General features: G+C 62.0%; 17 protein-coding genes and 1 pseudogene. 9 read left to right on the forward strand and 9 right to left on the reverse strand.

The window, feature by feature from the left end; translation table 11 throughout:
* Positions 1-393: pseudogene (locus tag PUQ42_RS06400) on the forward strand (hypothetical protein); the annotation flags it as partial.
* Here PUQ42_RS06400 and PUQ42_RS06405 read toward each other — a convergent pair.
* From PUQ42_RS06405 to PUQ42_RS06445, 9 genes are all read right to left on the reverse strand, one after another.
* On the reverse strand, positions 375-1,685 hold the full coding sequence (locus PUQ42_RS06405) for a Na+/H+ antiporter NhaC family protein (RefSeq protein ID WP_273372075.1): 1,311 nt from the start codon (positions 1,683-1,685) through the stop codon (positions 375-377). The pseudogene PUQ42_RS06400 and the gene PUQ42_RS06405 overlap by 19 nt on opposite strands.
* Before the next feature lie 297 nt (positions 1,686-1,982).
* Positions 1,983-3,935: a LamG-like jellyroll fold domain-containing protein gene (locus tag PUQ42_RS06410; protein ID WP_273372078.1), complete on the reverse strand. Its 1,953-nt coding sequence runs from the start codon at positions 3,933-3,935 to the stop codon at positions 1,983-1,985.
* Positions 3,936-4,046: 111 nt separating this feature from the next.
* Positions 4,047-6,014: a BACON domain-containing protein gene (locus tag PUQ42_RS06415; protein ID WP_273372081.1), complete on the reverse strand. Its 1,968-nt coding sequence runs from the start codon at positions 6,012-6,014 to the stop codon at positions 4,047-4,049.
* Positions 6,015-6,097: 83 nt separating this feature from the next.
* Complete coding sequence (locus PUQ42_RS06420) at positions 6,098-7,390, reverse strand: DUF1735 and LamG domain-containing protein (protein WP_273372084.1); 1,293 nt, start codon at positions 7,388-7,390, stop codon at positions 6,098-6,100.
* 8 nt (positions 7,391-7,398) lie between these two features.
* Positions 7,399-8,403, reverse strand: coding sequence for a glycoside hydrolase family 18 (locus PUQ42_RS06425; RefSeq protein WP_273372087.1), 1,005 nt, complete (start codon positions 8,401-8,403; stop codon positions 7,399-7,401).
* A gap of 39 nt (positions 8,404-8,442) precedes the next feature.
* Positions 8,443-10,086 carry a SusD/RagB family nutrient-binding outer membrane lipoprotein gene (locus PUQ42_RS06430; RefSeq protein WP_122120545.1) on the reverse strand — a complete coding sequence of 548 codons (1,644 nt, stop codon included), beginning with the start codon at positions 10,084-10,086 and terminating at the stop codon, positions 8,443-8,445.
* A 13-nt stretch (positions 10,087-10,099) separates the two neighbouring features.
* Positions 10,100-13,474 (reverse strand): SusC/RagA family TonB-linked outer membrane protein, encoded by a 3,375-nt coding sequence (locus tag PUQ42_RS06435; RefSeq protein WP_122120544.1) that lies wholly within the window; start codon positions 13,472-13,474, stop codon positions 10,100-10,102.
* A gap of 120 nt (positions 13,475-13,594) precedes the next feature.
* Complete coding sequence (locus PUQ42_RS06440; RefSeq protein ID WP_087311850.1) at positions 13,595-14,569, reverse strand: FecR domain-containing protein; 975 nt, start codon at positions 14,567-14,569, stop codon at positions 13,595-13,597.
* A gap of 247 nt (positions 14,570-14,816) precedes the next feature.
* On the reverse strand, positions 14,817-15,413 hold the full coding sequence (locus tag PUQ42_RS06445; RefSeq protein ID WP_232009179.1) for an RNA polymerase sigma-70 factor: 597 nt from the start codon (positions 15,411-15,413) through the stop codon (positions 14,817-14,819).
* A gap of 262 nt (positions 15,414-15,675) precedes the next feature.
* Here PUQ42_RS06445 and PUQ42_RS06450 point away from each other — a divergent pair, with 262 nt between their 5' ends.
* The 8 genes from PUQ42_RS06450 (at position 15,676) to PUQ42_RS06485 (ending at position 22,396) form a co-directional block, all read left to right on the forward strand.
* Positions 15,676-16,263 (forward strand): FUSC family protein, encoded by a 588-nt coding sequence (locus PUQ42_RS06450; protein WP_273372093.1) that lies wholly within the window; start codon positions 15,676-15,678, stop codon positions 16,261-16,263.
* A gap of 429 nt (positions 16,264-16,692) precedes the next feature.
* Positions 16,693-17,652: a cysteine synthase A gene (cysK, locus tag PUQ42_RS06455; protein WP_087405387.1), complete on the forward strand. Its 960-nt coding sequence runs from the start codon at positions 16,693-16,695 to the stop codon at positions 17,650-17,652.
* A complete protein-coding gene (locus PUQ42_RS06460) occupies positions 17,649-18,665 on the forward strand; it encodes a serine O-acetyltransferase (RefSeq protein WP_273372099.1) in 1,017 nt (338 codons plus the stop codon). The genes cysK and PUQ42_RS06460 overlap by 4 nt, the downstream gene beginning before the upstream one ends.
* 267 nt (positions 18,666-18,932) lie before the next feature.
* Positions 18,933-20,135, forward strand: coding sequence for an MFS transporter (locus PUQ42_RS06465; RefSeq protein WP_122120540.1), 1,203 nt, complete (start codon positions 18,933-18,935; stop codon positions 20,133-20,135).
* Between the two features lie 302 nt (positions 20,136-20,437).
* Positions 20,438-20,629 (forward strand): hypothetical protein, encoded by a 192-nt coding sequence (locus PUQ42_RS06470; protein WP_273372103.1) that lies wholly within the window; start codon positions 20,438-20,440, stop codon positions 20,627-20,629.
* Between the two features lie 58 nt (positions 20,630-20,687).
* Positions 20,688-20,894, forward strand: coding sequence for a hypothetical protein (locus PUQ42_RS06475; RefSeq protein WP_273372106.1), 207 nt, complete (start codon positions 20,688-20,690; stop codon positions 20,892-20,894).
* Between the two features lie 66 nt (positions 20,895-20,960).
* On the forward strand, positions 20,961-21,686 hold the full coding sequence (locus PUQ42_RS06480; protein WP_273372109.1) for a hypothetical protein: 726 nt from the start codon (positions 20,961-20,963) through the stop codon (positions 21,684-21,686).
* A gap of 197 nt (positions 21,687-21,883) precedes the next feature.
* Positions 21,884-22,396, forward strand: a complete 513-nt coding sequence (locus PUQ42_RS06485) for a PaaI family thioesterase (RefSeq protein WP_087311840.1) — start codon at positions 21,884-21,886, stop codon at positions 22,394-22,396.
* Positions 22,397-22,458 lie beyond the last annotated feature (62 nt).

Here is a 22,458-nt window from a genome sequence, read left to right on the forward strand (position 1 = left end):
ATTATCCGCATTGCGCTGGCCAAAGGTTGGATGAAGAAGGACCCCTTCGCCCAGGTTCACTTCCATTTCGAGCCGGTCGAACGCGAATTTCTCGAGAAACAGGAGCTGAAGGTGCTGCTCAACAAGGAAATCACCATCACGCGACTGGCGCAGGTCCGCGGCATCTTCTGTTTCTGCTGCCTGACCGGTTTACCGCCGGGGAGAACGGGCGTCCCGTCATCGAACAGACTTCGGAAAACCCGGAGAGAGGCGCGCCTCTCTTCCAAAACAGACGGGCTGGAGAAGCGGTTGCTTCCCCGGCCCGTTCATTTTCACTGCGCCGTTCCGGAGCCTGTTTTGCTCCGTTCCCCGGCCTCCGCTTCGGCACCGGCCCGTCAGATGCGCCGCGGATAGCGCCAGAGGATGGCCAGCAGGGTCACCACGCCGAGCACAACCGGATAGTAGAGATAGCGCATGATGGCCAGCGGCGAGAGGCCGGTCAGCCCCGCGGCCATGAGCATCTGCGCCCCGTAGGGCAGCAGCCCCTGCGTGAAGCAGGAGAAGGTGTCCAGCAGACTGGCGCTGCGCCGGCGGCTGACACCGAAACGGTCGGCAATCCGGCGCGCAATGGGGCCGACGGTCAGGATGGCGATGGTATTGTTGGCCGTGCAGAGGTTGGCCAGCGAGACCAGCCCCGCGATAGCCCCTTCGGCGCCGCGGCGCCCCGAGATGCGGCGCGTCATGACCGAAATGATCCAGTCGATGCCGCCGTTCAGACGGATCATCTCCAGCAGGCCTCCGGCCAGCAGCGTGATGATGATCAGTTCGCCCATGCCGGTGATTCCACGCCCCATGCCGCCGCACCACTCCATCAACGAGAAGCTGCCCGTCGCCAGCCCGATCACCCCCGACGAAACGATGCCCAGCAACAGAACCTTCATGACGTTCATACCGGCCACGGCCGTCACCAACACCAACAGATAGGGCACGACACGCATCCAGACCACAGGTTCGGGATCGGTCGGGACATGGGCGACGCTTCCCGTGACGAGGTAGATGCCCAAGGTGACAAGGGCCGCCGGGGCGACGATCCGCACGTTGACACGGAACTTGTCGCGCAGGTCGCACTCTTGGGTACGCGTGGCGGCGATCGTTGTGTCGGAGATGAACGAGAGGTTGTCGCCGAAAAAGGCACTGCCGACGACGATGGCCGTCAGCCAGGCCTCGTTCATGCCGGTCTCACCGGCCAGACCCGCGGCCACGGGGACCAGCGCCACGACCGTTCCGACCGAGGTTCCGATCGAGAACGAGACGAAGCACGAAGCCAGAAACAGCCCCGCGGGAAGGAGACTTCCGGGCAGCAGATGGAGCGTCAGCGCCACGGTGGCATCGACGGCACCCATGCTGCGGGCCGATTCGGCGAAGGCCCCGGCCAGCACGAAGATCCAGATCATCAGCATGATGTTCGGGTCGGAGGCGCCGCGCGAGAAGTGGCCGATGCGTTCGGCAAAGGGCATGCGGCGCATCACGGCCACGGCGTAGACCGAGGCGGCGATGAAGGCCACCGAGATAGGCATTTTGTAGAAATCGCCGGCCAGCAGCGACACCACAAGGTAACAACCCAGAAAGACCAGCAGCGGGGTCAGGGCAAAGAATCCGCCGCGACGTACGGGCGCCGGATTTATCGGAGAGTTTGTCGTATCCATATTACACGGGCATTGATCGATCGGCCGTACGGCCGATCGGCTGCAAAAATAGGGCAAAAAATCGGGAAGGCCAATTTTCGCCCCGCCCGGCATCGATATCGGCACCGGTACCAGTCCCCGCCTACTCTACCCTTCCGGCCTGCAACCGGCAGTCCGCAACCGGCGGTCCGCAGCCGGCAGTCCGCAGCCGACGGTCCACAGCCGGCAGCGGAGCGAAAGCCCTTCCCGACAACAAGACGGCCGGGTCCCGAAAGACCCGGCCGTTCTGCATACAGGAAGACAATACGAATTTCCGTATCAGGGCAGACTCATATCCACGTAGTTCAGGCCTCTGGTTCCGACCTGGTTGTTGCCCTGCGTACGGACATCGTGCTCACCCACCATGTTGTTGCCCGAGGGTGAGGAGTCGATCACCGTGTTGCCCGAACCTTCGTTGAGTTTCCAGTAGCCCACCAGACCTTCGGAGTCAACCGGAACCGAATAGAAGTGATTCTCGGAGTTGATCTCCTCCTTCGAGAGGGCGCGATTCCAGATGCGGACCTCGGACATGTATCCAGGGAAGTAACGATCCGCATTGTACGAATATCCGATCCAGAAGGCCCGGCTGTATTCGCTCTCGTAACCGCTATAGGTAACGCCCAGATTCAGCCCGTTGTAGAGCGAGAGGAAGGATTGATAGGCCAGTTCACCGTCGATGTAGAAGGAGACGTTGATGCCGCTCCATACGACGGCGATGTGGTACCAGTGATCCATTTTGTCAAGCGTCAGGGCCGCATCGGTCTTGTTGCCGCTGTAGGTGGCCAGCTGCAGCTGATTCCAACCCACGCCGACGTCACCCATACGCAGCAGGAACTTGCCCTCGATACCCATGATGGTGGAGAGGCTTCCGGACTTGCGCTCCTCCTGGATGTTGACCAATGCCTCCATCGTACCCGCATCCTTGAGGTTGTTCAGCGCCGAGGAGTTCTTCAGCGTCGAGAAATAGGTACGCGACTTGCGCATGTCGGCCACGCACTCGATCAGGCCCTTGGGCTTTTGGGTCACCTTGACCGTCACCACCTGCGGTTTGGCATTGTCCGGCGCATTCTTTTCGGTCAGCGTCACCTCGCACTCGCGGGCAGCGCCTTCGGTGAGGGCCGCAACCGAGAAGTGCAGCGCACCCTCCGTATAGCCGTCGAAGGTCAGCCAACCGTTGCCCGACTCATTGAGTGCGACATCGAACTCGAGGTTCGTCGTCACGGGGATGTCCAGCTTCTGGGCATCGACACTCAGGAAGTAGGCCGGTTTTTCGGTTGCCAGCTGCGGTTTGACCGTCTGGGTAATCTTCAGGGTGGCCTCACCGCTCTTCAGCCCCTTGATCTTGACGGTAGCCTCACGCGGGGCATCGCCATCGTTCTGGAGCACGGCAAAATAGGCCGTCACCTTGTTTTCCGAGCCATCCTCTGCCGGACGGGCGATCGACCAGGTCAGCCAGCCGTCGTCGGCGCCCGTGATTTCGGCCTTCAGGTCGCGGCTGTCAACATTGGTCTTCAGCTCCACGGCTACCCGATCATCGGCCGTATAGGCCAGCTTCATCTCGCTTTTCGACGTGATCTCGATCAGCTCGGGCTCGACGCCCTGCACCGTAATACGGAAAGCCACCGTCTTGCCACCCATCTTGAAGGTGTAGTCGGCCACCTTCTCCTGTTCGGTCTCGTTGGCCTTGACGTCGAAGATCACCTCGGCGCCATCCTCACCGCTCGTGGCCGAAGGAGTCACGAAGTCCGACTCACCCTCCAGCGTCCAGTTTCCGGAGCTGGTGACCAGCACCGTCACCTTGCCGCCCTCGTGGGTCAGTTGATTCGAGCCTTCGGGATAGAAGATCTCGAGCTGCTCCTCGCTCTGCGAGGCCATCTTCTTGAGGGTAATCTGCAGGGGGGCGCTCTTCGTACCGCAGGTGAAGGTATAGCTGAAGATCTGATCCACCTCCTTCTCGTTGGCCTTCACGGTGAAGGTCACCACGTCGCCATCCTTGCCTTCGGAGGCCGAGGGGGTCACATAGTCGTTCGCCTCCCCCTTGAGGGTCCAGGCGCCCGAGCTGGTCACCAGGACGGGGACCTCACCGCCCTTGCTGCCGACGGTGGTTTTCTGGGGATTGATCGAGATGGCATCCTCAACGGGTTGAGGAGTCACATCTTTGTCGCTGTTGTTGCAGGCTCCGCAGAAGAGGAGTGCCGAAGCTGCGAAAACAAACAATTGGTTCAGTTTCATTTCAGTAGTTTTTGACAATGTTTGCCTGAATTGGTTTTTTGACCTATCGGCATCCGTCGCGGGCGGCAATCCGGACCGGGCCGGAAAGCCCCCGGACGGAGACCGTTCCTATCAGTTGATCGGGTGCGGGTTGGGGTCGTAGCTGCCCTCGCCCAGCTTGTTGTAGACGTTCTTGGGATCCAGCACGCTCTGGCCGTAGCAGCCCTGGGCCATGTTGCGGAACTGCTGCAGCGAGTGGGTGCGGTTGTTGCCGACGGTTCCCGTTCCCGAAGGATCGAAGGCGAACCACATGATCCAGCCGTAACCGCGTTCCATGAGCTGTTTTGCACGATCGGCACTCATCGTCTGACTGTAGTTGAGCTGTACGGAGTATCCGGCGCAACCGCTCAGATCCATCCCCTTGACGGGGCTTGCGGCGCCGCCGTAATCGGCGCAGACGTTGTCGACGAACTCACCGGGCTGGTGCTCGACGCCGTCGATGGTCACCGAAGGCAGCCTCGAAGAGATCTGGCCCAGGTAGTAGAGGTGGATCCAGGTCTCCCACGGGCAGAGCTCCTTCATGGCCTTCTTGGTCTCATAGCAGAGGCGTGCAGCCTGCTGCGAGGAGGCGGAACCCGAAATCCACTGGTTGGTCAAGGAGCCGTACCTCGAGTACTCGTCGTCGAAGCCGATACCGTCGAGTTTGTAGTCGAGGCAGATCTGGGCCAGTTCACGCCCGAACTGCTCGCAGCCCCAGTCGGTCAGACCGGCCACACCGGCGGCATCGTGGTTGCCCAGGATGTCGAGCAGCACCTTGATACCCTTCTTGCGCAGAGGCTGGAGCAGTGTTTCGGAGTTGTCGAGCAGGGCCTGAATGTTGGGGTTGGCCGACATGTAGACCTTCTGCTTCGAGGCATCCCAGTTGATGTTGCCGGCGAAGAGCACCACGGCATCGAAGAAGGGCTGACCGTCCTCGAGCACATACTCCAGGGCATTGAGCGGGTTGCAGTCGTTGACCTCGAAATAGCAGATGTTGCGGATCTTCTTCGAGTTGGCCTTCGAAACGAACAGGTCGACATACGCGGCATCGCTCTTGACGGTCAGGCCTTCGGTCTTGGCCACGGCCTGCAGCGGAATCATGTAGGTGGTCACGTAGGCCAGCTCGTCGCTCGGGCTGACCGTCACCTCGATCGAGGCGGAGGTTTCGCCCTTCTCGATCGTCATGAGGCCGTCGTTGGCCACCGACAGCGCCTCGGCCGGGAAGACCTCATACTCCGTACCGTTGTCGAAGTTGTACTCCTCGACCCGGCGTTCGTCGAAACTGATCATCACCTGAACGTCGTTCGAAACGGCCTTTTCGAGGGTGAAGGTCAGCGTCTTGACCACGGCCTGCGGATTCTCGGCCGGGAATTCGATCTTCAGTTCGTCGGCCGACGAGAGCGAGCCCGTCACGGCCTCGACATCGCCCGAAGCGCCGTCACCGGCCTTCTGCGTCACGGCGATCTTCACGCTCTTCTCCCCCTCGGAAGTCGAGACGACGATCTGTCCCACACGGGCGTCGCCCTCGTTATCGAGCGCATTGACCGTCAGCGTATTGCCCTCCTTCGAGGCGGTCATCCAGGCCTCGGGATAGGTGAAGGACCAGTCGGGAGCGTTGGTCGTAACCGTAAGTTTCACGGCCTGATTGCCGGTAGCCTCGAAGGCCAGCGGGTCGGACGGCGCCACACCCAGCACGATCTCACCCTCCTCGACGGCATCCTGCGTCACATTGATGCGTACGGGCTGTGCATTGCCGGCCGAGATGGTGATACGCCCCGGGCGCAGCGACTCGGAGGTATTGGCCTGAGCATTGACCTTGAGGGTGTTACCCTCCTTCACGGTCGTGATCCAGTCGCTCTTCTCGACGCTCCACGACTCGGCGTCGGTTTCGACCGTCAGGACCACGTCCTCGTTGCCGTCAGCCTTGAACGAGATGTCGGACATCGGCTTCACACTGAGCGTGTTCTGCTTGTCGACCTCCTCGGAATCCTTACACGAGACGAATCCCGTCGATGCAATGGCGAACAGAGCCGCCAAAAGCATCCATCCTGTTTTTTTCATCTTTGATTTGGTTGATTAAAGGTTAGTAAACATGATTTTATGAGTTGTCATTGATATTGCGGGCGACCTCATCGGAGACAGGGCTACTCTTCGGGCAGCGCGACGCTCTGCCAGTCGACCTCGCGTTCGGTCTTGAGGTCGAAACCGTTCGAGGTGTAGTCGCGGACGGTTTTTCCCGAGGTGTTGTCGTCGAACTTCCAATAGGCGACCAGCCCTTCGGAGGCGGGGTCGATCTTGTAGAAGTGGTTCGGGGCATTGATCTCGTCGGCCGGGAGGGCACGGTTCCAGAGACGGACTTCGCTCATGCGGCCGTCGAAGCGGCGCTCGTAGAAGAGGTCGCCGTCGGTCTGCAGCCGGTACGAATGGCCGATCCAGAAGCAGCGGGGCTTGCCGTCGGTTTCGTCCGAGTGCGGGATGGCGAAGTTGACCTTGTCGATGAGAGCCGTACGGCCGTCCGCCGCCGAGACCTCGGCACGCTGCGAAGCCTTGAGGCGGCCGTCGATGTAGACGGCGACGGTTCCGTGATCGAACGTCACGGCGATGTGGTACCAGCGGAAGGGCTTCAGATCGAACTGGCTGTCGGGCGAGTTGGGGATCCGGTTGCGGGCGGGCGAGGTGTCCTCCTCGGAGATCTTCCGGGCGAAGGCCACCTGCAGCTGGTTGGCGGGGCCGTTGTCGCCCAGACGGATCATAAAGAGATCCTCGACACCCATGATCGTCGAGATCTCGCGATTGAACGAGTTGGCATAGATGAGCGCCTCCATCGTGAAGCTCTCCATATCCTTCACGGCCTGGGTGTCGGCCGTCCATTCGGGCCATGCGCAGTTGTTCTGCATGTCGGCCACGACGTTGATCAGCGCCGCCTTCGAGAAGACGAAATAGAGCGTGCGGGCACTCTCGAGTACGGCCATACCGTCGGCCGAGGAGATCGTCACCGGCAGCACGTAGCGCTCACGACTGTCGATGGGCAGCCGGTCGAGGTTCTCGAACGAAAAGGCGACGGGGGCACTCTCGACCGCACCGGCCTCGATCGTGGCCGTCACCTCCGAGAAGGTGTAGTAGCCGCCGTCGGCGGGCAGCAGCCGGGCCGAGTCGTCCTCGTAGAACCTCCGGTAACGGTCAACCAGCTCGGGGGCCACGGTGAAGGCCACCCGGATATCCCGCGCCTCAGGCTGCGCCATGGCTACGGTGAGGTTACAGGTTTCGTTTTTGGTGACATCGAGGTTGTCGCGCTTGACGAAGATCTGATCCGCATAGGAGTTTGCGGAGATGAAGACCTTGTTGTCGAAGTGGTATTTGGCCTCCTCGTCGCCCTTGCAGGCGGACAGCGCCAGGGCGGCCATCAGGCATCCTGCGAATGCAAGTCTCTTTTTCATGGTCACAGTCAGTTTTCGGGGTTGGCATTGCCGGCGGCGGGATTCAAAATGGCCATCGCCTCACGGATTCGCTTGTAGGTCGGTTTGTTGAAATAGTCCTCCTGGGCGTTCGAGACGCAGAGTCCGAGCTTGGTGCACTTGACGGTGCTGGACGTCGAGGGGTCCATGACCCACTCGGCGGCCGTCTGCACCGTGGCGCCCACCTGGGCATCCTCGCCGCCGTCGGCCAGCGCCGGCACCGAAGCCTCGAGGATGATGCGGTCACCCGGCACCTCGTCGGTGAGCTGATCGCGCACCTTGCGCGAGATGGAGACCGTAGCCTTGGCATCCTCGGTGAGGATGATCAGGTAGTTGCAGCGCGAGACGAGCGTCTGCCCCTCGATGCGGGCCACATAGGCCGGATAGCCGCGCAGACAGAGCAGCTTGTCGGGGTGCTGTCCGGCCCAGGCATCGACGGCCTTCACGAAGGGGGCCGCCGGCGAGGCATCGTAACCGCCCAGATAGGAGGCCACGACGCCGTCCAGACCGTATGCCTCGCAGAGGGTCAGCTGACGTTCGGTCTCGGCCTTGCAGTACGAGGCGAAGTGCTCTTCGGTATACTCCTCGCCGGCACCGGCGTCGAGGGCCTCGTCGCGCAGCGTCTCCCAGGCTTCGCGGATGGCGTCGTAGGAGATGACGTTGAGCGTGCGCGTGCCCTTTTCGGCCCGCACCCGGGCCACCTCGCCGACAATCGTCGCATGGAGACCGTCGGCGTGGTTCATGAGCAGGAAGTCCACGCTGTCGGGCATCGACATCGGATGTTGGTTCTGGCGGTTGGGAGCGCCCGGCGTCCCCTCGATGTGCATCATCATCAGGGGGTGTTCCGAGGCCTTGAAGTCACGCAGCGCAGCCAGCGTGGCGGGATCGCTCTGCGACATCTGAGGCAGGAAATCCTTGTTTTCGGGATCCGTCCACTCGCTGCACGAGACCGTCAGGGCCGCGGCAGCCAGGATCGGAAGAAATAGCTGTTTCATGTTACGAAGTTTCATTGGGTTGTTCGACACTTCGGCGGCCTATTTGATCGCCGGGTTGCAGTCCCACCACATGCGGGTGGCCATGTTGTCCGAGCCGCCGAGCAGCTCCACGGCACGGGCGTAGTTTTCGGGGTTGTTGGTCGCCTCGTCGGCCGGATAGGGCATGCGGCGGGCGCCGAGCTCCAGATTGCGGACTCCCTGGGTGTTGTTGCCCACAACGGACTCCACGGCCGGAATCAGATGGGGGAATCCCGTGCGGCGGATGTCGGCCCAGGCCTCGTTGCCCAGGTGGAAGTTGGCGATCCACTTCTGGATGAGGATGCGCTCCTGCATCTCCTCCTTCGAGGCGGCGTCGTTCCAGGCCACGCCCAGCGTCGAGAGCTGCCCGTCATAGGAGGACAATCCGTCGTTGGGGTCGACATAGGGCTGGGGCAGGGTTGTACCGGCCAGGTACTCGTCGACGCCGCCCACACCCCACTGTTCGAACGAGAGGCGCACCCCCTGCTCGTAGAATTCGCGGGCCGTGCCGCCCATCTGCCAGCCGAAGACACCGGCCCCCTCGGCACGCAGGAAGGCCACCTCGGCAGCGTTCATCCACTGCACGGGGGTCGACATGCCGTCGACGAAGTTGACGCCCGAGTAGAGCAGGCCGATGGTGCTCAGGGCCGGAATGACGCCTCCGCGCCGCATGCCGACATACTCCGGAGCATTCTCGCCCGTAAACTGCGCGCGGCTGAAGTACTTCTCGCGCCGGGGATCGTTGTAGCCGTTCATGTAGCAGATGATGTCAGCCGCGGCGTGCGAATCGCCGCCGGTGAGCGAACCGACCGGCGTGTTGTACATGCAGGCCGTGTAGAGCGGATTGCCGTCCTTGCCGAAGGCCAGCGGCGAGAGGGCCGCGTTGTCGTCGTTCGACTGCAGGACGCCGACGGGATGGGCCACGGCCTCCTCGGCAAGCTGCTGCGGGGTGAGCCCCTCCGAGCTGCGGAAATCGGTGTAGACCACACGCATGGCCAGACGCAGCTTCATCGAGTTGGCGAAGCGGCACCATTTGCGGGCCGTACCGTCGAAGACCTGGTCGGTCGTCGAGGTGATGCTGTGGTCGAGGTTTTCGTCGAGCAGGGCGATGGCCTCGTCCAGCTCGTCGAACATCTGCGAGTAGACCTCCGACTGCGGGTCATAGGCCACCTGGATCTTGCCCGTGCTGCCGATCTCGGAGTAGGGAATCGGGCCGTAGGTGTCGGTCACGCGGTTCAGGACGCAGACCTTGACGATCTTCATGATGGCGTGCACCATCGGATCGTCCGAGATGCCCTCGATGTTGGACATGTTGCTGTAGAGCTGCGGGATGACCTTGTCGCTGTAGAGGAAGACGCGGGTCCAGTCGTCCGTAGGGTTATATTTGGAGATGGTCGACGTCCAGCCGTTGTTGGCGTCGGCGTAGTAGCCGCCCTGCGTGCCGCCCAGCAGGCAGTCGGTGAACTGCGCCGTGTTGACGTCGGTGGAGACCACCGTGCCGAACATGGCCGAGAGTCCCGAAGCGATGGCATAGTCCCTGGCCTCCATCTGCTCCTTGGTGACCTCGTGGGGGTTGCTGTTGATTTCGAGGTAGTTTTTCGTGCAGGCTCCCAGGCAGCACACGGCCGCCAGGGCAAGCGAAGCCTTGATCATATCGTATTTCATCGTGCGACGAGTTTTAGAATTTGAGACGCAGGTTGAATCCGACGCTGCGCAGCGAGGGCATCATGAAGTAGTCGATACCCTGATAGTAGTTGCCCGTAGAGGCGATCGATTCGGGGTCGAACGGCGCCTTGTTGTAGATCATCCACAAGTTGCGGCCCACGAGCGAAAGGGTGATTTCGCAGACGTTGCCCAGCTTCTTCTTCGGGATGGTGTAGCCGATCGAGGCCTCCTGCAGGCGGACGTTCGTGGCCGAATAGGTGTAGAACTGCGGGATGGAGTTACCGCCGGCGATGGCCGAGTACCAGGTGTAGGGGTCAACCACGTCGCCGCCGTTGATCCACACGCCGCCGGCGTCACGCGCCGCGGCCGTCGCCTCCGAAACGCCGTAGAGATCCAGCATGGCCTGCGTGCGCGAGTAGACGATGCCGCCCAGACGCGCCGTCACCATGCAGCCGAACGTGAGGTTCTTCCAGCGGAAGTCGTTGCGCCACGAGAGGTTGGCATCGGGCAGCACCGAGCCGAGCTTGACATACTTGTTGACGTCCTGGATCGTCTCGGTCGAGACGGCGCCCGTCTCGTCGATGTAGATGGCATGGTTCTCGTCGTAGCGCAGGTCACGGCGCGAGTAGAGGTCGCCCAGCGTACCGCCCTCCTGCAGCAGGAACTGCGCATCGCCCAGACCGCCCATGTTGAGCCGCTCGATCGAGAAGTGCTCGCCCGTGGCGTAGTTGATGACGTTGTTGGCCAGCGAGAGGATGCGGTTGCGGTTGGTCGAGAAGGTGAAGTTCGTGTCCCAGGTGAAGTCACGCCACGTATTCCGGTAGCCGAGCGCCAGTTCGACACCGCGGTTGAGCACGTTTCCCGACTGGATGATGATCGACGAGAAGCCCGTACCGCCCGACAGCTGCGGGTCGAAGGTCTGATTCGAGGTGTGGGAGTTGTAGTAGGTGACGTCGAGGTTGAAGTGGCGCAGGAAGCGCATCGTCAGACCCACCTCGAACGACTTGGTCCGTTCGGGCTTGAGGTGGAAGGCCGGATACTGCGTCTGGGTGTTCCACGACAGGCCGCTCTCGTTCCACGAATAGAGCGGGTTGGCGATGTAGCGCTCGAAGGCCACACCCACCGAGGCGTACGATCCGCGGACCTTGACATAGGAGAGGTTCTCGGGCATGTTCGGGATGATCTGCGACAGCACCACCGAAAGGCCCACCGACGGATAGAAGAACGACGAGGCGTTCGAGTGGGGACCGGCCAGCTGCGAGGGCCAGTCGTTGCGGCCCGTGAGCGTGAGGTAGTAGGTGCCCTTGTAACCCACCTCGGCCGAGGCGAAGAGCGACTGCGTCTGCTCGCGCCACCCCTCCTCCAGACGGGTGGTCTTGGTCGAGTTGCTCAGGTTCTGGAGGTTGAAGACGTTGGCCAGCCCCTGCTTCTCGCCCGACGTGCCGTCCGAGATCGGACCGCGGATCTTCATGGCGTCGTTCTTCATGTCGGAGAACGAGGCGCCGATGTTGGCCTGCAGCGACCAGTCGTCGCCGAACGTCTTGTTGATGTTGACCAGCGCATCGCCGTAGACCTGGCGGTCCATCGTCTTCGTCACGCCGTACAGACCGTTCGACGACTGCTCGGTGAGCTGCACGTTCGACGAGGCGTACATCTTCTCGGTGTAGGTGTTGTGCGAGTTGTCGATGCGGATGCGGCCCGAGAGGTTCAGCCAGTCCAACACGTCGTACGACAGCTGGGCGCTGAGCATGTAGCGGTCCTTGCGGTTGCCGCGCAGGTTGCGGTAGTTGGCCCAGTAGGGGTTCTGCATCGTGATGCTGCCGTCGCCCATGGGCCAGTACTGCTTCGAGATCTTGTCCACGGGGTCGTAACGCTCGTACATCTTGATATCCTCCCAGTCGTCGCCGCGCGGGAAGAGGTAGGCGCCCGTCAGCGGGTTGTTATACGTACCCTGGTTGATCATGTTCAGGTCCTTCTGCAGCACGTAGCTGGCGCCGACGTCGAGCTTCATGCGGTCGTTGAGAAACGACGTCGTGTTGCGGAACGTGAAGTTGTAACGGTCGTAGCTGTTGTTGGGAACAATGCCCTCGGAGTTGACCGCCGCAGCCGACAGATAGGTCTGGTTCTTCTCCGTACCGGTCGAGAGCGAGACGCTCTCGGTGTTGTTGACTCCCGTGCGGAAGTAGTCCGAGCGGGGATCATACCCCATGCGGTTGACCTCGTTGAGGCGTTTGCCCCAGCTGTAGCTGTTGACGTTGATCGGCGTGGTGAGGTTGCCCGTGCCGTAGCGGTTCTGGAACTGCGGCAGCACGAAGGGCGACATCACCTCGACACCGGCCGTGGCGGTGACCGACAGCTGGCCGGCCTGACCGCGTTTGGTCGTCACGACGATGGCGCCGTTGGCCGCATCCGAGCCGTAGAGGGCCGCCGCCGCGGCACCCGTCAGCACCGAGATCGACTCGATGTCCTCGGGGTTGATGTCGGCAATGGGGTCGGTCGTACCCTGCGAGGCGAACTCCGTGCCGCCGTCCTGCGCCTTGGTGAACATCGGCACGCCGTCGATCACGTAGAGCGCATTGGACGACTGCGAGATGGACTTCGTACCGCGCATGACCACCTTCGAGGCGCCGCCCACACCCGACGACGAGGCGTTGATCGTCACACCGGCCACCTTGCCGTTCAGCGAGTTGATGAAGTTGGCATCCTTGTTGGCCACGATCGACTCGGAGTTGACCTGCTGCACGTTATAGGAAAGGGCCTTTTCGGCGCGCTTGATGCCGAGGGCCGTCACCACGACCGACTCCACCTCAACGGCCTCGGGCTTCAGCACGATGTCGAACGTCGAGCGGTTGCCGACGGCCAGCGTCACGGTCTGATAGCCGATAAAACTGACCGACAGCGCGGGTTGTTCGACCGTCGAGGGGATCGTCAGCGTAAACGAGCCGTCGATACCGGTGGTCGTTCCGACGGTCGTGCCGTCGATGAGAACCGTGGCACCGATGACCCCCATACCGTCAGCGTCCTTCACCACACCCGAAACCGTCGAGGGGGGGGGTACAGCGGCGGGACGCTTCGCCAGAACGATGTTCGGCACGGAGACCCGGTACGTGATGTCCGTATTGCGGAAGAGTTGTGCGAGGGCCTCGTCCAGCGGACGCGCATCAATCCGCAGCGTGACCGTACGCTCCGTATCGATGTCATCGGTATAAAGGAAGAGGAATCCGGTCTGTTTTTCGATTTCGTTCATGACGGTTTTCATCGGGACATTCGTCATGTCGAGCTTCACCGTCACGCTCCGATTCTGGGCCCGGGCGACCGAAAAACCCAAAAATACGGCCAAAACAAGAGTAATCAGGCATTTGACTTGCCTAATACTTGATTTTTTCATAAATTTGTTAAAAGGATAAATAGGTTAGCGATCAAGGTCTGTTTGTCCTTCGATCCGCGGGTGCTGCCACATCCGCGGATTTTTCATGACGTACAGTGGCTTAGAACAAGGGAAAGGGGTTCAATTCATAGGCATTCGGCTTCGTCGGTGAATATAGATGGTATTGGTTTCGTTGTCGTGCGCATAGGTGAAGTCCGAGGTCATCATCTGCAGCAGATCCAGGGCGTGGTCAATGCCATACGAAACGCGGATCTTGCCGTGATAGCGGCGGTCGGTCAGGTTGCCGGGGCCCTCGACGACGATCTGCACGCCGTAGTAGCGTTTGAGTTTGTCGATCACCTCGCCGAAGGTCAGTCCGTTGAGGTTCATCAAACCGTCGACCCAGCGGAAATCGTCCGGATCGGAGATCTTCTCGAGCTGCAGATGGCTGTCGACGAGATTCGCCTCCTCGTTGGGCGAGAGGATCAGGCTCTCGTCGGCATGCTCCCGGTTGCGGATCTTGAGCCGGCCCTCGAGCAGGGCGGCCGAGAAGCTGTGGTTGTCGGCATCGGCCAGAATATTGAACTTCGTGCCGAGCACCTCGGCCTCGCAGGCGAAGGTCTCGACCACGAAGGGCCACGAGGCATCGTGTTCGACCTCGAACATCGCCTCTCCGGAGACTCGGACCTGGCGCCGGCGGGAGGAAAACAGGGTCGGATATTCGAGTGTCGAGCCGGCGTTGAGCCAGACGTGCGAACCGTCGTTGAGGGTCACGGAGATGCTCTGCCCGTTCGGGGCGGTGATGGTCATGAACTCCTGCGAACGCAGATCCATCGCCCGGTGGCTCAGCAGCTGCCCGATACCCAGCCCCACCAGCAGTCCGGCGGCGATGCCGGCGCTCCAGCGCAGGGTCCGCCGCCAGCGGGACATCGGACGGCGAAGGGTCGCGGCAGGCTGTTCCGCAGGGCCGAGGAGGATTGCCACGTTCGAGAGGTAATCCAGACGGTCGAGGCGGCGCTGATTTTCGGGCGACGCGTCCAGCCAGTCGAGCACCTCGACGAGCTCCTTTTCCGAGAGCTCGTTGCGCAAATATTTCTGAAGTGTGAGATCGTCCATCTTTTCGGCGTTGTATAAGGATAACAAACAACCGAAGGGGATGAGTAGTAAAAAAACCGATTTTTTTCATTTTCCGGAAAAATCGGCCCTCAGAGCCATTCCGGGGCGGGTTTCGACGGCGAAAAATTTCGGGCACGGAGATCCGCTCCCCCCCTCCGGAGCGAAGAGTCCGGGAGGGGCGTTCGGAAAGGGACGATAAAAAAAGGAAAGCGGGGACTGTCCGCACCGAAGGGGAGGTCCCGGGCGGTCAGAAGCGGTTCGAAAACAGCCAGAAGATGAGTGTGGCCGGCAAATAGTCCTTCAGCGCCTCGCGCAGAAGATCCAGTGCCCGCCGCATCTCGAAATTGACCCGGCTGACCGTAATGCCCAGCCGGTCGGCAATCTCCTTGTAGGTCAGCCCCTCCTGGCGGCTCAGCAGAAAAACGCGGCGGGTCATCTCGCCCATGCGGGCAATGGCGCCGCCGGACAGCAGGCGGATCTCCTTCGAAAAGATGCGGTCCGGATCGCAGGCCGAGAGCGAGCGCACGTCGGCCATGAGCAACCGCTGGCGGGTCGAATGGAGATCCTGTTCGGCCAGACGATGACGGAGTTGGGCGTTGAGATGGTTCAGACAGCGGTTCTTGACCGAAGTAAGGATATAGGCCGGAATGTTGATATCGGCGGGCAGACTCTCACGAATCTCCCAAAAGGCCATGAAACTGTCCGAAACGATATCCTCGGCCACGGCGGCATTGCGGACATAACGACACGCTACGGCGACAAAACGGGGTTTGAATTCGGAGAAGAATTGCCCGAATTCGGCAGGAGTAAGCAAGAGTTGCAACCGTCCGTTTTCCATCACCATATGTTTCGTCCGACAAATGAGGTCCCGACTACGTTGTACAGATCCGGCCGCCGAAACCGGGAGGGTCCGAACAGGCCTTCCCATGCGCTTCGACCGGATCTCCAGCAAAGGTAATCTTTTTTTACCAAATGCAACCACTTTTTTACGGCACATACGGGCTGTTATGCCGCTCCATGCGGTTCTCCACTCACAATCAGCAACATATAGACACAACGCGCAGTCCGACGGATTTCCGGCCCGTTTCTTGCGGGGTCATGCGTCGATGACCACCAACCGCCCCACCACCGATACGCCCGCCGCGCGGGAAGCGCTGCTGCGGCGCCTTGCCGGGAGAATCCAGCCCGTCAATGCCGCCGCCACGTGCGTCGGCGTACTGCTGGCCTATCTGGTGGGGACCTACGTCACCGGACCCTTTCACGCCGCCTCGCACTGGATGGGGGCCATGCTGGCCTGCACGTCGGTGGTGGTCGTGCTGCAGAAGCCCGGACTCAAACAGTCGCTTCCGGTCGGCTGGATGCGCGTGCTGGGGACCTTCATCGGCGCCCTGATCGCCTTCTGCTACCTGAGCATCTGGCACTTCTCCGTCGCCGGGATGCTCCTGACGATCTTCCTGCTCGAGATCGTCAGCATGCTGCTCGGCATCTACGTCAACGGACACATCGCCACCATCACGCTGATCGTCATCCTGCTCATCTCGCAGGAGAACCCCCGCCTGCCTCCGGCCATCAACTGCGTGCTGCGTTTTCTGGAGTCGGTCGTCGGCGTGGGGATCGGACTGGGAGTGATGTGGGTCTCGGAGTGGTGGCAGCAACACCGGCAGGCGAAAAACGCCCCGCCGACGGGCGGATAACCAGGTCCGGGCCAGGAAGCGGATAACCGGGCCGGAGCCGGCGACAGAGCCCCCCCCCAATACGGAACCGCTTCGTCCGCCGCTACAATCCGGCACGTCCATTTCGCGCGCCGATTTGCATTTTCCGATCCGATTCCCTATATTTGTCCCCGACGGGTCGGCGAACACGCGCGGAATCTGCCGCAACCCCCCGTTTGAAAAGAGGTTACGAAATGCCCCGAAGATGATGGCAGCCATGAATCAGATGATATGTTGTTGTGCAGCGATTGCCAATCGTTGCCGCCGCATCGTGCCTGCTGCCGCGCGGAGGCCGGGACCTCAAAGTGTCTGAAAACCGCATTTCCCAAACAAACATTCAATTCACCCATACGAACGGGGGCAGCAGGAGTTGACTGCAGCCCCCGTTTTCGTATCCAAACCCGAAAAAAGATGGAAACAATCGCAAACTCCGTACTGGAACTCATCGGCCGCACACCGCTGGTCGAACTGCAGCGCCTCGGCCGCCGGACAGACGCCGCGGCCCGCATCGTGGCCAAAGTCGAATCGCGCAACCCCGCAGGGAGCGTCAAGGACCGCGTGGCGCTGGCCATGGTCGAGGCGGCCGAGGCGCGCGGCGAACTGCATCCCGGCGCCACGATCATCGAACCCACGAGCGGAAATACCGGCGTCGGGCTGGCGTTGGTGTGCGCCCTGAAGGGCTACCGGCTCATCCTGACCATGCCCGAGACAATGAGCATCGAACGGCGGCGCCTCGTGGCGGCCTACGGCGCACGCGTGGAGCTGACGCCCGGTGCCGAAGGGATGGCCGGGGCCATTGCCCGGGCCCGGGCGCTGCAGGCCGGGATCCCGGGATCGGTGATCCTCCAGCAGTTCGAGAATCCGGCCAACCCCGAACGCCACTACCGCACGACGGGCGACGAAATCTGGCGCGACACCGACGGACGGGTCGATCTCTTCGTGGCAGGGGTCGGGACCGGCGGCACGGTGAGCGGCACGGGCCGCCGCCTCAAGGAGCTGAATTCGGCGGTGGAGATCGTCGGCGTGGAGCCCGCCGCGTCGCCCGTGCTGTCGGGCGGGCAGCCGGGGCCCCACCGCATTCAGGGCATCGGGGCGGGATTCGTCCCGGCGAACTTCGACCCGACGGTCGTCGACCGCATCCTCCGCGTCGACGATGCACAGGCCATTGCCGCGGCACGGATGCTGGCCCGATGCGAGGGGCTGCTGGCCGGCATTTCGTCGGGGGCCGCCCTCTGGGCCGCGCTGCATCTGGCCCGTCAGGAGGCGCTGCGCGGCAAAACGATCGTCGTCCTGCTACCCGACACCGGCGAACGCTACCTCTCGACCGCCCTCTACGATTTCGACAACTTCAAGGCCGACCTCCAGTTATGAGAATCACCCCCGCTACCCCACAGCCGCAGCGTCCCGCGGGCGCTGCGGCCCCGGCCGGGCTCTCCGACCGGCAGCTGCGGCAACTGGCCGCACGCCTCACGGCGCACGATCCGCACATTCCCGTCCTGGCGGCCGCCGGGATCGACCCCACGGCGCTGGAGCGCATCGTCGAAGGGTTCCGCTCGGTGGTCTTCACCGGGTATTTCGACCGGCGGCCCCCCGAGGTGCAGCTCACCGAGCTGGCCGGGCACCTCACCCGGCAGTGCGCCCGGGCCTTCGCCGTCTTCCACGGCCGCACCCCGGACAACGACTCCCCCGACGCCTCCGCCCCATTCGAATCCACCTCCGGAGAAGGTGCGGATGCGATGCCGCGCGCGAGCGACGCCGCCACGTCCGACACAGCGGCCGAACGGTTCGGCGCGGAGACGGCCCGCCGGCTGCTCGAAATGCTGCCCGAACTGCGCCGCCGGCTGGGAACCGACGTGCGGGCGGTCTGCGACGGCGATCCGGCGGCGTCGGGCTGCGAAGAGGTGATTCTCTGCTACCCGGCGCTGGTGGCCATGACCCACTACCGGCTGGCCCATGCGCTGTGGGAGTCCGGGGTTCCGATCCTGCCGCGGATGATCACCGAACGGGCCCACTCGATGACGGGAATCGACATCCACCCCGGAGCCGTGATCGGCGATTCGTTCAGCATCGACCACGGCACGGGCGTCGTCATCGGCGAAACCTGCATCATCGGCAGCCACGTACGACTCTACCAGGGGGTGACGCTCGGCGCCAAGAGTTTCAAGTTCGACGACGAGGGGCACATCCTGCGCGAGGCACGCCACCCGATTCTCGAGGACCGTGTGGTGGTCTACTCCAACTCGTCGATTCTCGGGCGCGTGCGCATCGGCCACGACTCTGTCATCGGCGGCAACGTCTGGCAAACCACCGATCTGGCCCCTCACTCGCGGGTCATCCAGGGACGGGCCACGATCTCGACCTTCGAGAACGGCGGCGGGATCTGACGACGGGCGGCAACGGACAGCGACAGGAGAACGGCAGCAACGGCAAAATCCGGCCTCCGCGGAAGCCCCGACCGACCCGAAAATGCGTTTTTCTCCCCGGCGGCGGATCAACCTGCGCTCAAAATCACTACCTTTGCGGCCCGGACCGATCCGTCGCCGACGGGTAAGGCCGCGGCATACCGGCATCCGTCCCTTCTTCGCCCGGCATGCCCTTACGCCGCCCCGCTACCCGCAACGATGCACCCGCCCCGCAAAATCTGACAAGCAATGAACGAAAGTGAGAATCGAACGGCACGCCCCGTTCTCTGGAACAGCAACTACGTGAAGGTATGGATCGCCAACTTCATGCTCTTCTTCGCATTCTATCTGCTGGCGCCGCTGCTGCCGCTCTACCTGCGCGACACCTTCTCGGCCGGCAAGGCCATGATCGGCATCGTACTGAGCGGATACACCCTCACGGCCCTCTGTGTCAGACCATTCAGCGGCTTCGTGGTTGACACCTTCCCCCGCAAGAAGGTACTTCTGATCTGCTACTTCTGCTTTGCGCTCTTCTTCGCCGGGTACTTCATCACCGGATCGCTCGTCCTGTTCGCCGCCATCCGCACGCTGCACGGCGCACCGTTCGGCGCCACGACCGTCGCCAGCAGCACCATGGCCGTCGACGTGCTCCACCCCGAACGCCGCTCCGAAGGTATCGGCTACTACGGCCTGAGCAACAACATCGCCATGGCCATCGGACCCTCGATGGGCCTCTACATCTACCACACGATCCACAACTTCGAACTGCTCTTCACCCTCTCGCTGGTGATCGCCTTCGCGGGACTCGTCATCGACTCGACGATCCACTGCCGCGAACGACAGCCGATCCGCCGCGAAAGCAAGGTCTCGCTCGACCGTTTCGTCCTGCTCAAGGGGTGGAGCGAAGGGATCTGCATCGCCGCCTTCGCCTTCTCGTTCGGCGTCATCTCGACCTACATCGCCATCTACAGCCAGGAGGTACTGCACATCACCTCGGGATCGGGCACCTTCTTCATGCTGCTGGCCGTGGGACTGATCCTCTCACGGCTGGTCGGAAGCCGCTCGCTGCGCGAGGGGAAGATCGTCCAGAATGCCTCGGCCGGCATGCTGATGTCGATGTGCGGCTATCTGGTCTTCACGGCCGTGCCGAACCTCTACGGCTACTACGCCGCCGCCCTGATGATCGGCCTCGGAAACGGACACATGTATCCGGCCATGCAAACCATGTTCATCAACCTGGCCCCGCACGAACGCCGCGGTACGGCCAATTCGACGATCCTCACCTCGTGGGACCTCGGCGTCGGGATCGGCATCATCGGCGGCGGCAGCGTCGCCGAACACCTGGGCGGCTACGGGGCGGCCTTCTGGCTGGCCTTTGCCGTCAATGTCGTGGGCGTACTCTTCTTCTTCGCCTACGCCCGCCGCAGCTTCCTGCGCAACCGCCTCCGCTGACCCTCCCCCGGACCGGATAGAGACCGGACGGCCCCATCACAAAAGGTCATTTTGATAAATTATCGCACCTTTTGAACACTTTCCCCGCTGTTGGTGGTGCCGTCGTTCCCGGTCTTTGCCGGTCTACCGAACGGATTGAACGACGGTTGGTACCTTACCGATGCGGACTCGCTCTGCGGAATCGGTATCGCGCAGGTAGACAAAATCCAAGGGGGGAGGAAGGAAAATTTTCCGACACCCCGCACCCCGTCCGGTTATCCGGTCGTAGTTGCCGTCATCGGCGGATCGAAAAGACCTTCGGGGTGTGCGACCCGCTCATGCGGCTCTGCTACGGCGACCGGCGGGACGTGCTGCTGATCATGTCGTCGGGCAACGACGGCCGCAACGTCGATCTGCATCCGATATACCCCGCCGCCACCGACCGACAGGGCCGCGTCTGCGGCTTCTCAAACTACGTCCCGCACGGACGGTTCGAACAACTTCGGAAGCGATGAGCAGTTCAACGTCAACTGGTCGGCGGGCTTCTCGTGGAACATCGACGAGGAGAACTTCATGAAGGGAAACATCAAGAAGGTCGTCAGCTCGATGACGCGGCGTCTGGCAACCGGTTACACGGGCAGCGTCAACAAGACGGTCTATCCGGTCTTCATCATGGACTACGACAACAACTTCCGCATCACCGACACCGATTCGTACCGCATCGGCACGATCCGCAATGCCCCGCCCCCCACCTGCGCTGGGAGCGGACGCGTGACATGAAGGCCGGTCTGGAGGTAGACTTTCTCAAGGAGCGGCTCCACGGTCGACGAGGAGAAATCGACGGCCGTGCTGGGCGAACACTTCGAATTTGTCGGTGAGCCCGAATTTGGCTACGGCAAGGGCATGTTGACGGCCCCCGCCCAGCTGAAGTTCCTCAAGAAGGAGGAGGGCAAGGACAAGATCGTACTGAAGGTCGATCCGTCGGCCGTCCAGTATGTAGCGGGCGATCCGGGCGAGTACACCATCACGATCATCGGTTCGGACTACTTCAAGATCGAAGGTACGTGGTATGTCTACCAACAGCCGACCGACAAGGAGGCGATGAAAGGTTACTGGTACTTCAGCGACGATGCCTTCACGGGATTCCCGGCAGCCACTGAGGCCGATACCTTCACCTTCGATACGGAGAAGAACGTGCTGACCACCTCGCTGCAGTCCGATCTGAAGAACTTCTTCGGCGAGACCAGCAACATGGTCCCTACGGACAAGGAGTGCTCTGTCAGAGACATCTCTGATCGAACGATCGAATACCAACTTCTGCTGATCAATCTGGACAACTGCAACCGCGACTTCTCGGCCACGTCGACCGGCGCCGACAAGAATGCCTACATCGGCGTACGCGTGGTTCAGGCGCAGGATCCCAGTGAAGACACGCTGAAGCTCTACCTGTTGGACTACCAGTCGACCTCGTTCCTCACCTTCCTCACAGCGTATTACATGTACAACGATAAACGCCCCGTGGCCACTACGTCCGGCGTTTACAGGCTCTTCTATCCGAAGAAACAGAAGTAACCGAAAGCCAAGGACAAAATCCGACGAAGGGCGGTGATCAGCGGATCGCCGTCCCTTTGTTTGTGCCCCGAAAGGTCTTCCGAAAAGGTGTTCCGAAAGGGAACGATCTTCTCCGATCCGGACACAACAGACCGCCGCAATGTCCCGCAAACCGAATTTATCGCTATCTTTGTCGGAAGAGAAAAATCTGCTGAGACATGAAACGCATCATCAATCCCTGGCGCGGCATGGAGGGGTACCGCTGCTACGGTTGCGACCCTCACAGCCCCGAGGGGCTTCGCATGGAGTTCTACGAAGACGGCGAGGAGATCGTCAGCCTCTGGCACCCGCGCCCCGAATTCCAGGGGTGGGTCGACACGCTGCACGGCGGAATCCAGGCCACGCTGGCCGACGAAATCAGCAGCTGGGTGGTCTTCCGGAAGTTCCAGACCAGCGGCGTAACCACCCGCATGGAGGTGCGCTACCACCGCCCGATCCACACCTCGGATGACCACATTGTGCTGCGGGCCCGCGTCGAGGAGCAGCGCCGCAATCTGGTGCGCATCGCCGTGCGCATCACCGACAGCGAGGGGCGTCTCTGCACCGAGGCCACGTGCGTCTACTTCCTCTTCCCGAAGGAGAAGGCCCGCGAGGAGTTCCACTTCTGCGACTGCGGGGTCGAGGAGGGCGATTTCGACCCGCTGAACGCCCACTCCGAGGCCGGGAAATAGGCGTTACGGCAAGTCCCCGGGCCGGTCAGCCAGAGGTCCCGGAACCGGGCGAAATACGCTCC

Origin of the sequence: Alistipes megaguti (assembly GCF_944320325.1) — a bacterium.
Classification (GTDB): domain Bacteria; phylum Bacteroidota; class Bacteroidia; order Bacteroidales; family Rikenellaceae; genus Alistipes; species Alistipes megaguti.

Bases quoted from the DNA above. Each gene is read 5' to 3' on its own strand.
- PUQ42_RS06475 (WP_273372106.1), top strand. From the start codon at position 20,688: ATGAAGGGAAACATCAAGAAGGTCGTCAGCTCGATGACGCGGCGTCTG.
- PUQ42_RS06405 (WP_273372075.1), bottom strand. From the start codon at position 1,685: ATGGATACGACAAACTCTCCGATAAATCCGGCGCCCGTACGTCGCGGC.
- PUQ42_RS06435 (WP_122120544.1), bottom strand. From the start codon at position 13,474: ATGAAAAAATCAAGTATTAGGCAAGTCAAATGCCTGATTACTCTTGTT.
- PUQ42_RS06485 (WP_087311840.1), top strand. From the start codon at position 21,884: ATGAAACGCATCATCAATCCCTGGCGCGGCATGGAGGGGTACCGCTGC.
- PUQ42_RS06465 (WP_122120540.1), top strand. From the start codon at position 18,933: ATGAACGAAAGTGAGAATCGAACGGCACGCCCCGTTCTCTGGAACAGC.
- PUQ42_RS06420 (WP_273372084.1), bottom strand. From the start codon at position 7,390: ATGAAAAAGAGACTTGCATTCGCAGGATGCCTGATGGCCGCCCTGGCG.
- PUQ42_RS06415 (WP_273372081.1), bottom strand. From the start codon at position 6,014: ATGAAAAAAACAGGATGGATGCTTTTGGCGGCTCTGTTCGCCATTGCA.
- cysK (WP_087405387.1), top strand. From the start codon at position 16,693: ATGGAAACAATCGCAAACTCCGTACTGGAACTCATCGGCCGCACACCG.
- PUQ42_RS06460 (WP_273372099.1), top strand. From the start codon at position 17,649: ATGAGAATCACCCCCGCTACCCCACAGCCGCAGCGTCCCGCGGGCGCT.
- PUQ42_RS06410 (WP_273372078.1), bottom strand. From the start codon at position 3,935: ATGAAACTGAACCAATTGTTTGTTTTCGCAGCTTCGGCACTCCTCTTC.
- PUQ42_RS06440 (WP_087311850.1), bottom strand. From the start codon at position 14,569: ATGGACGATCTCACACTTCAGAAATATTTGCGCAACGAGCTCTCGGAA.
- PUQ42_RS06425 (WP_273372087.1), bottom strand. From the start codon at position 8,403: ATGAAACAGCTATTTCTTCCGATCCTGGCTGCCGCGGCCCTGACGGTC.
- PUQ42_RS06445 (WP_232009179.1), bottom strand. From the start codon at position 15,413: ATGGTGATGGAAAACGGACGGTTGCAACTCTTGCTTACTCCTGCCGAA.
- PUQ42_RS06430 (WP_122120545.1), bottom strand. From the start codon at position 10,086: ATGAAATACGATATGATCAAGGCTTCGCTTGCCCTGGCGGCCGTGTGC.
- PUQ42_RS06450 (WP_273372093.1), top strand. From the start codon at position 15,676: ATGACCACCAACCGCCCCACCACCGATACGCCCGCCGCGCGGGAAGCG.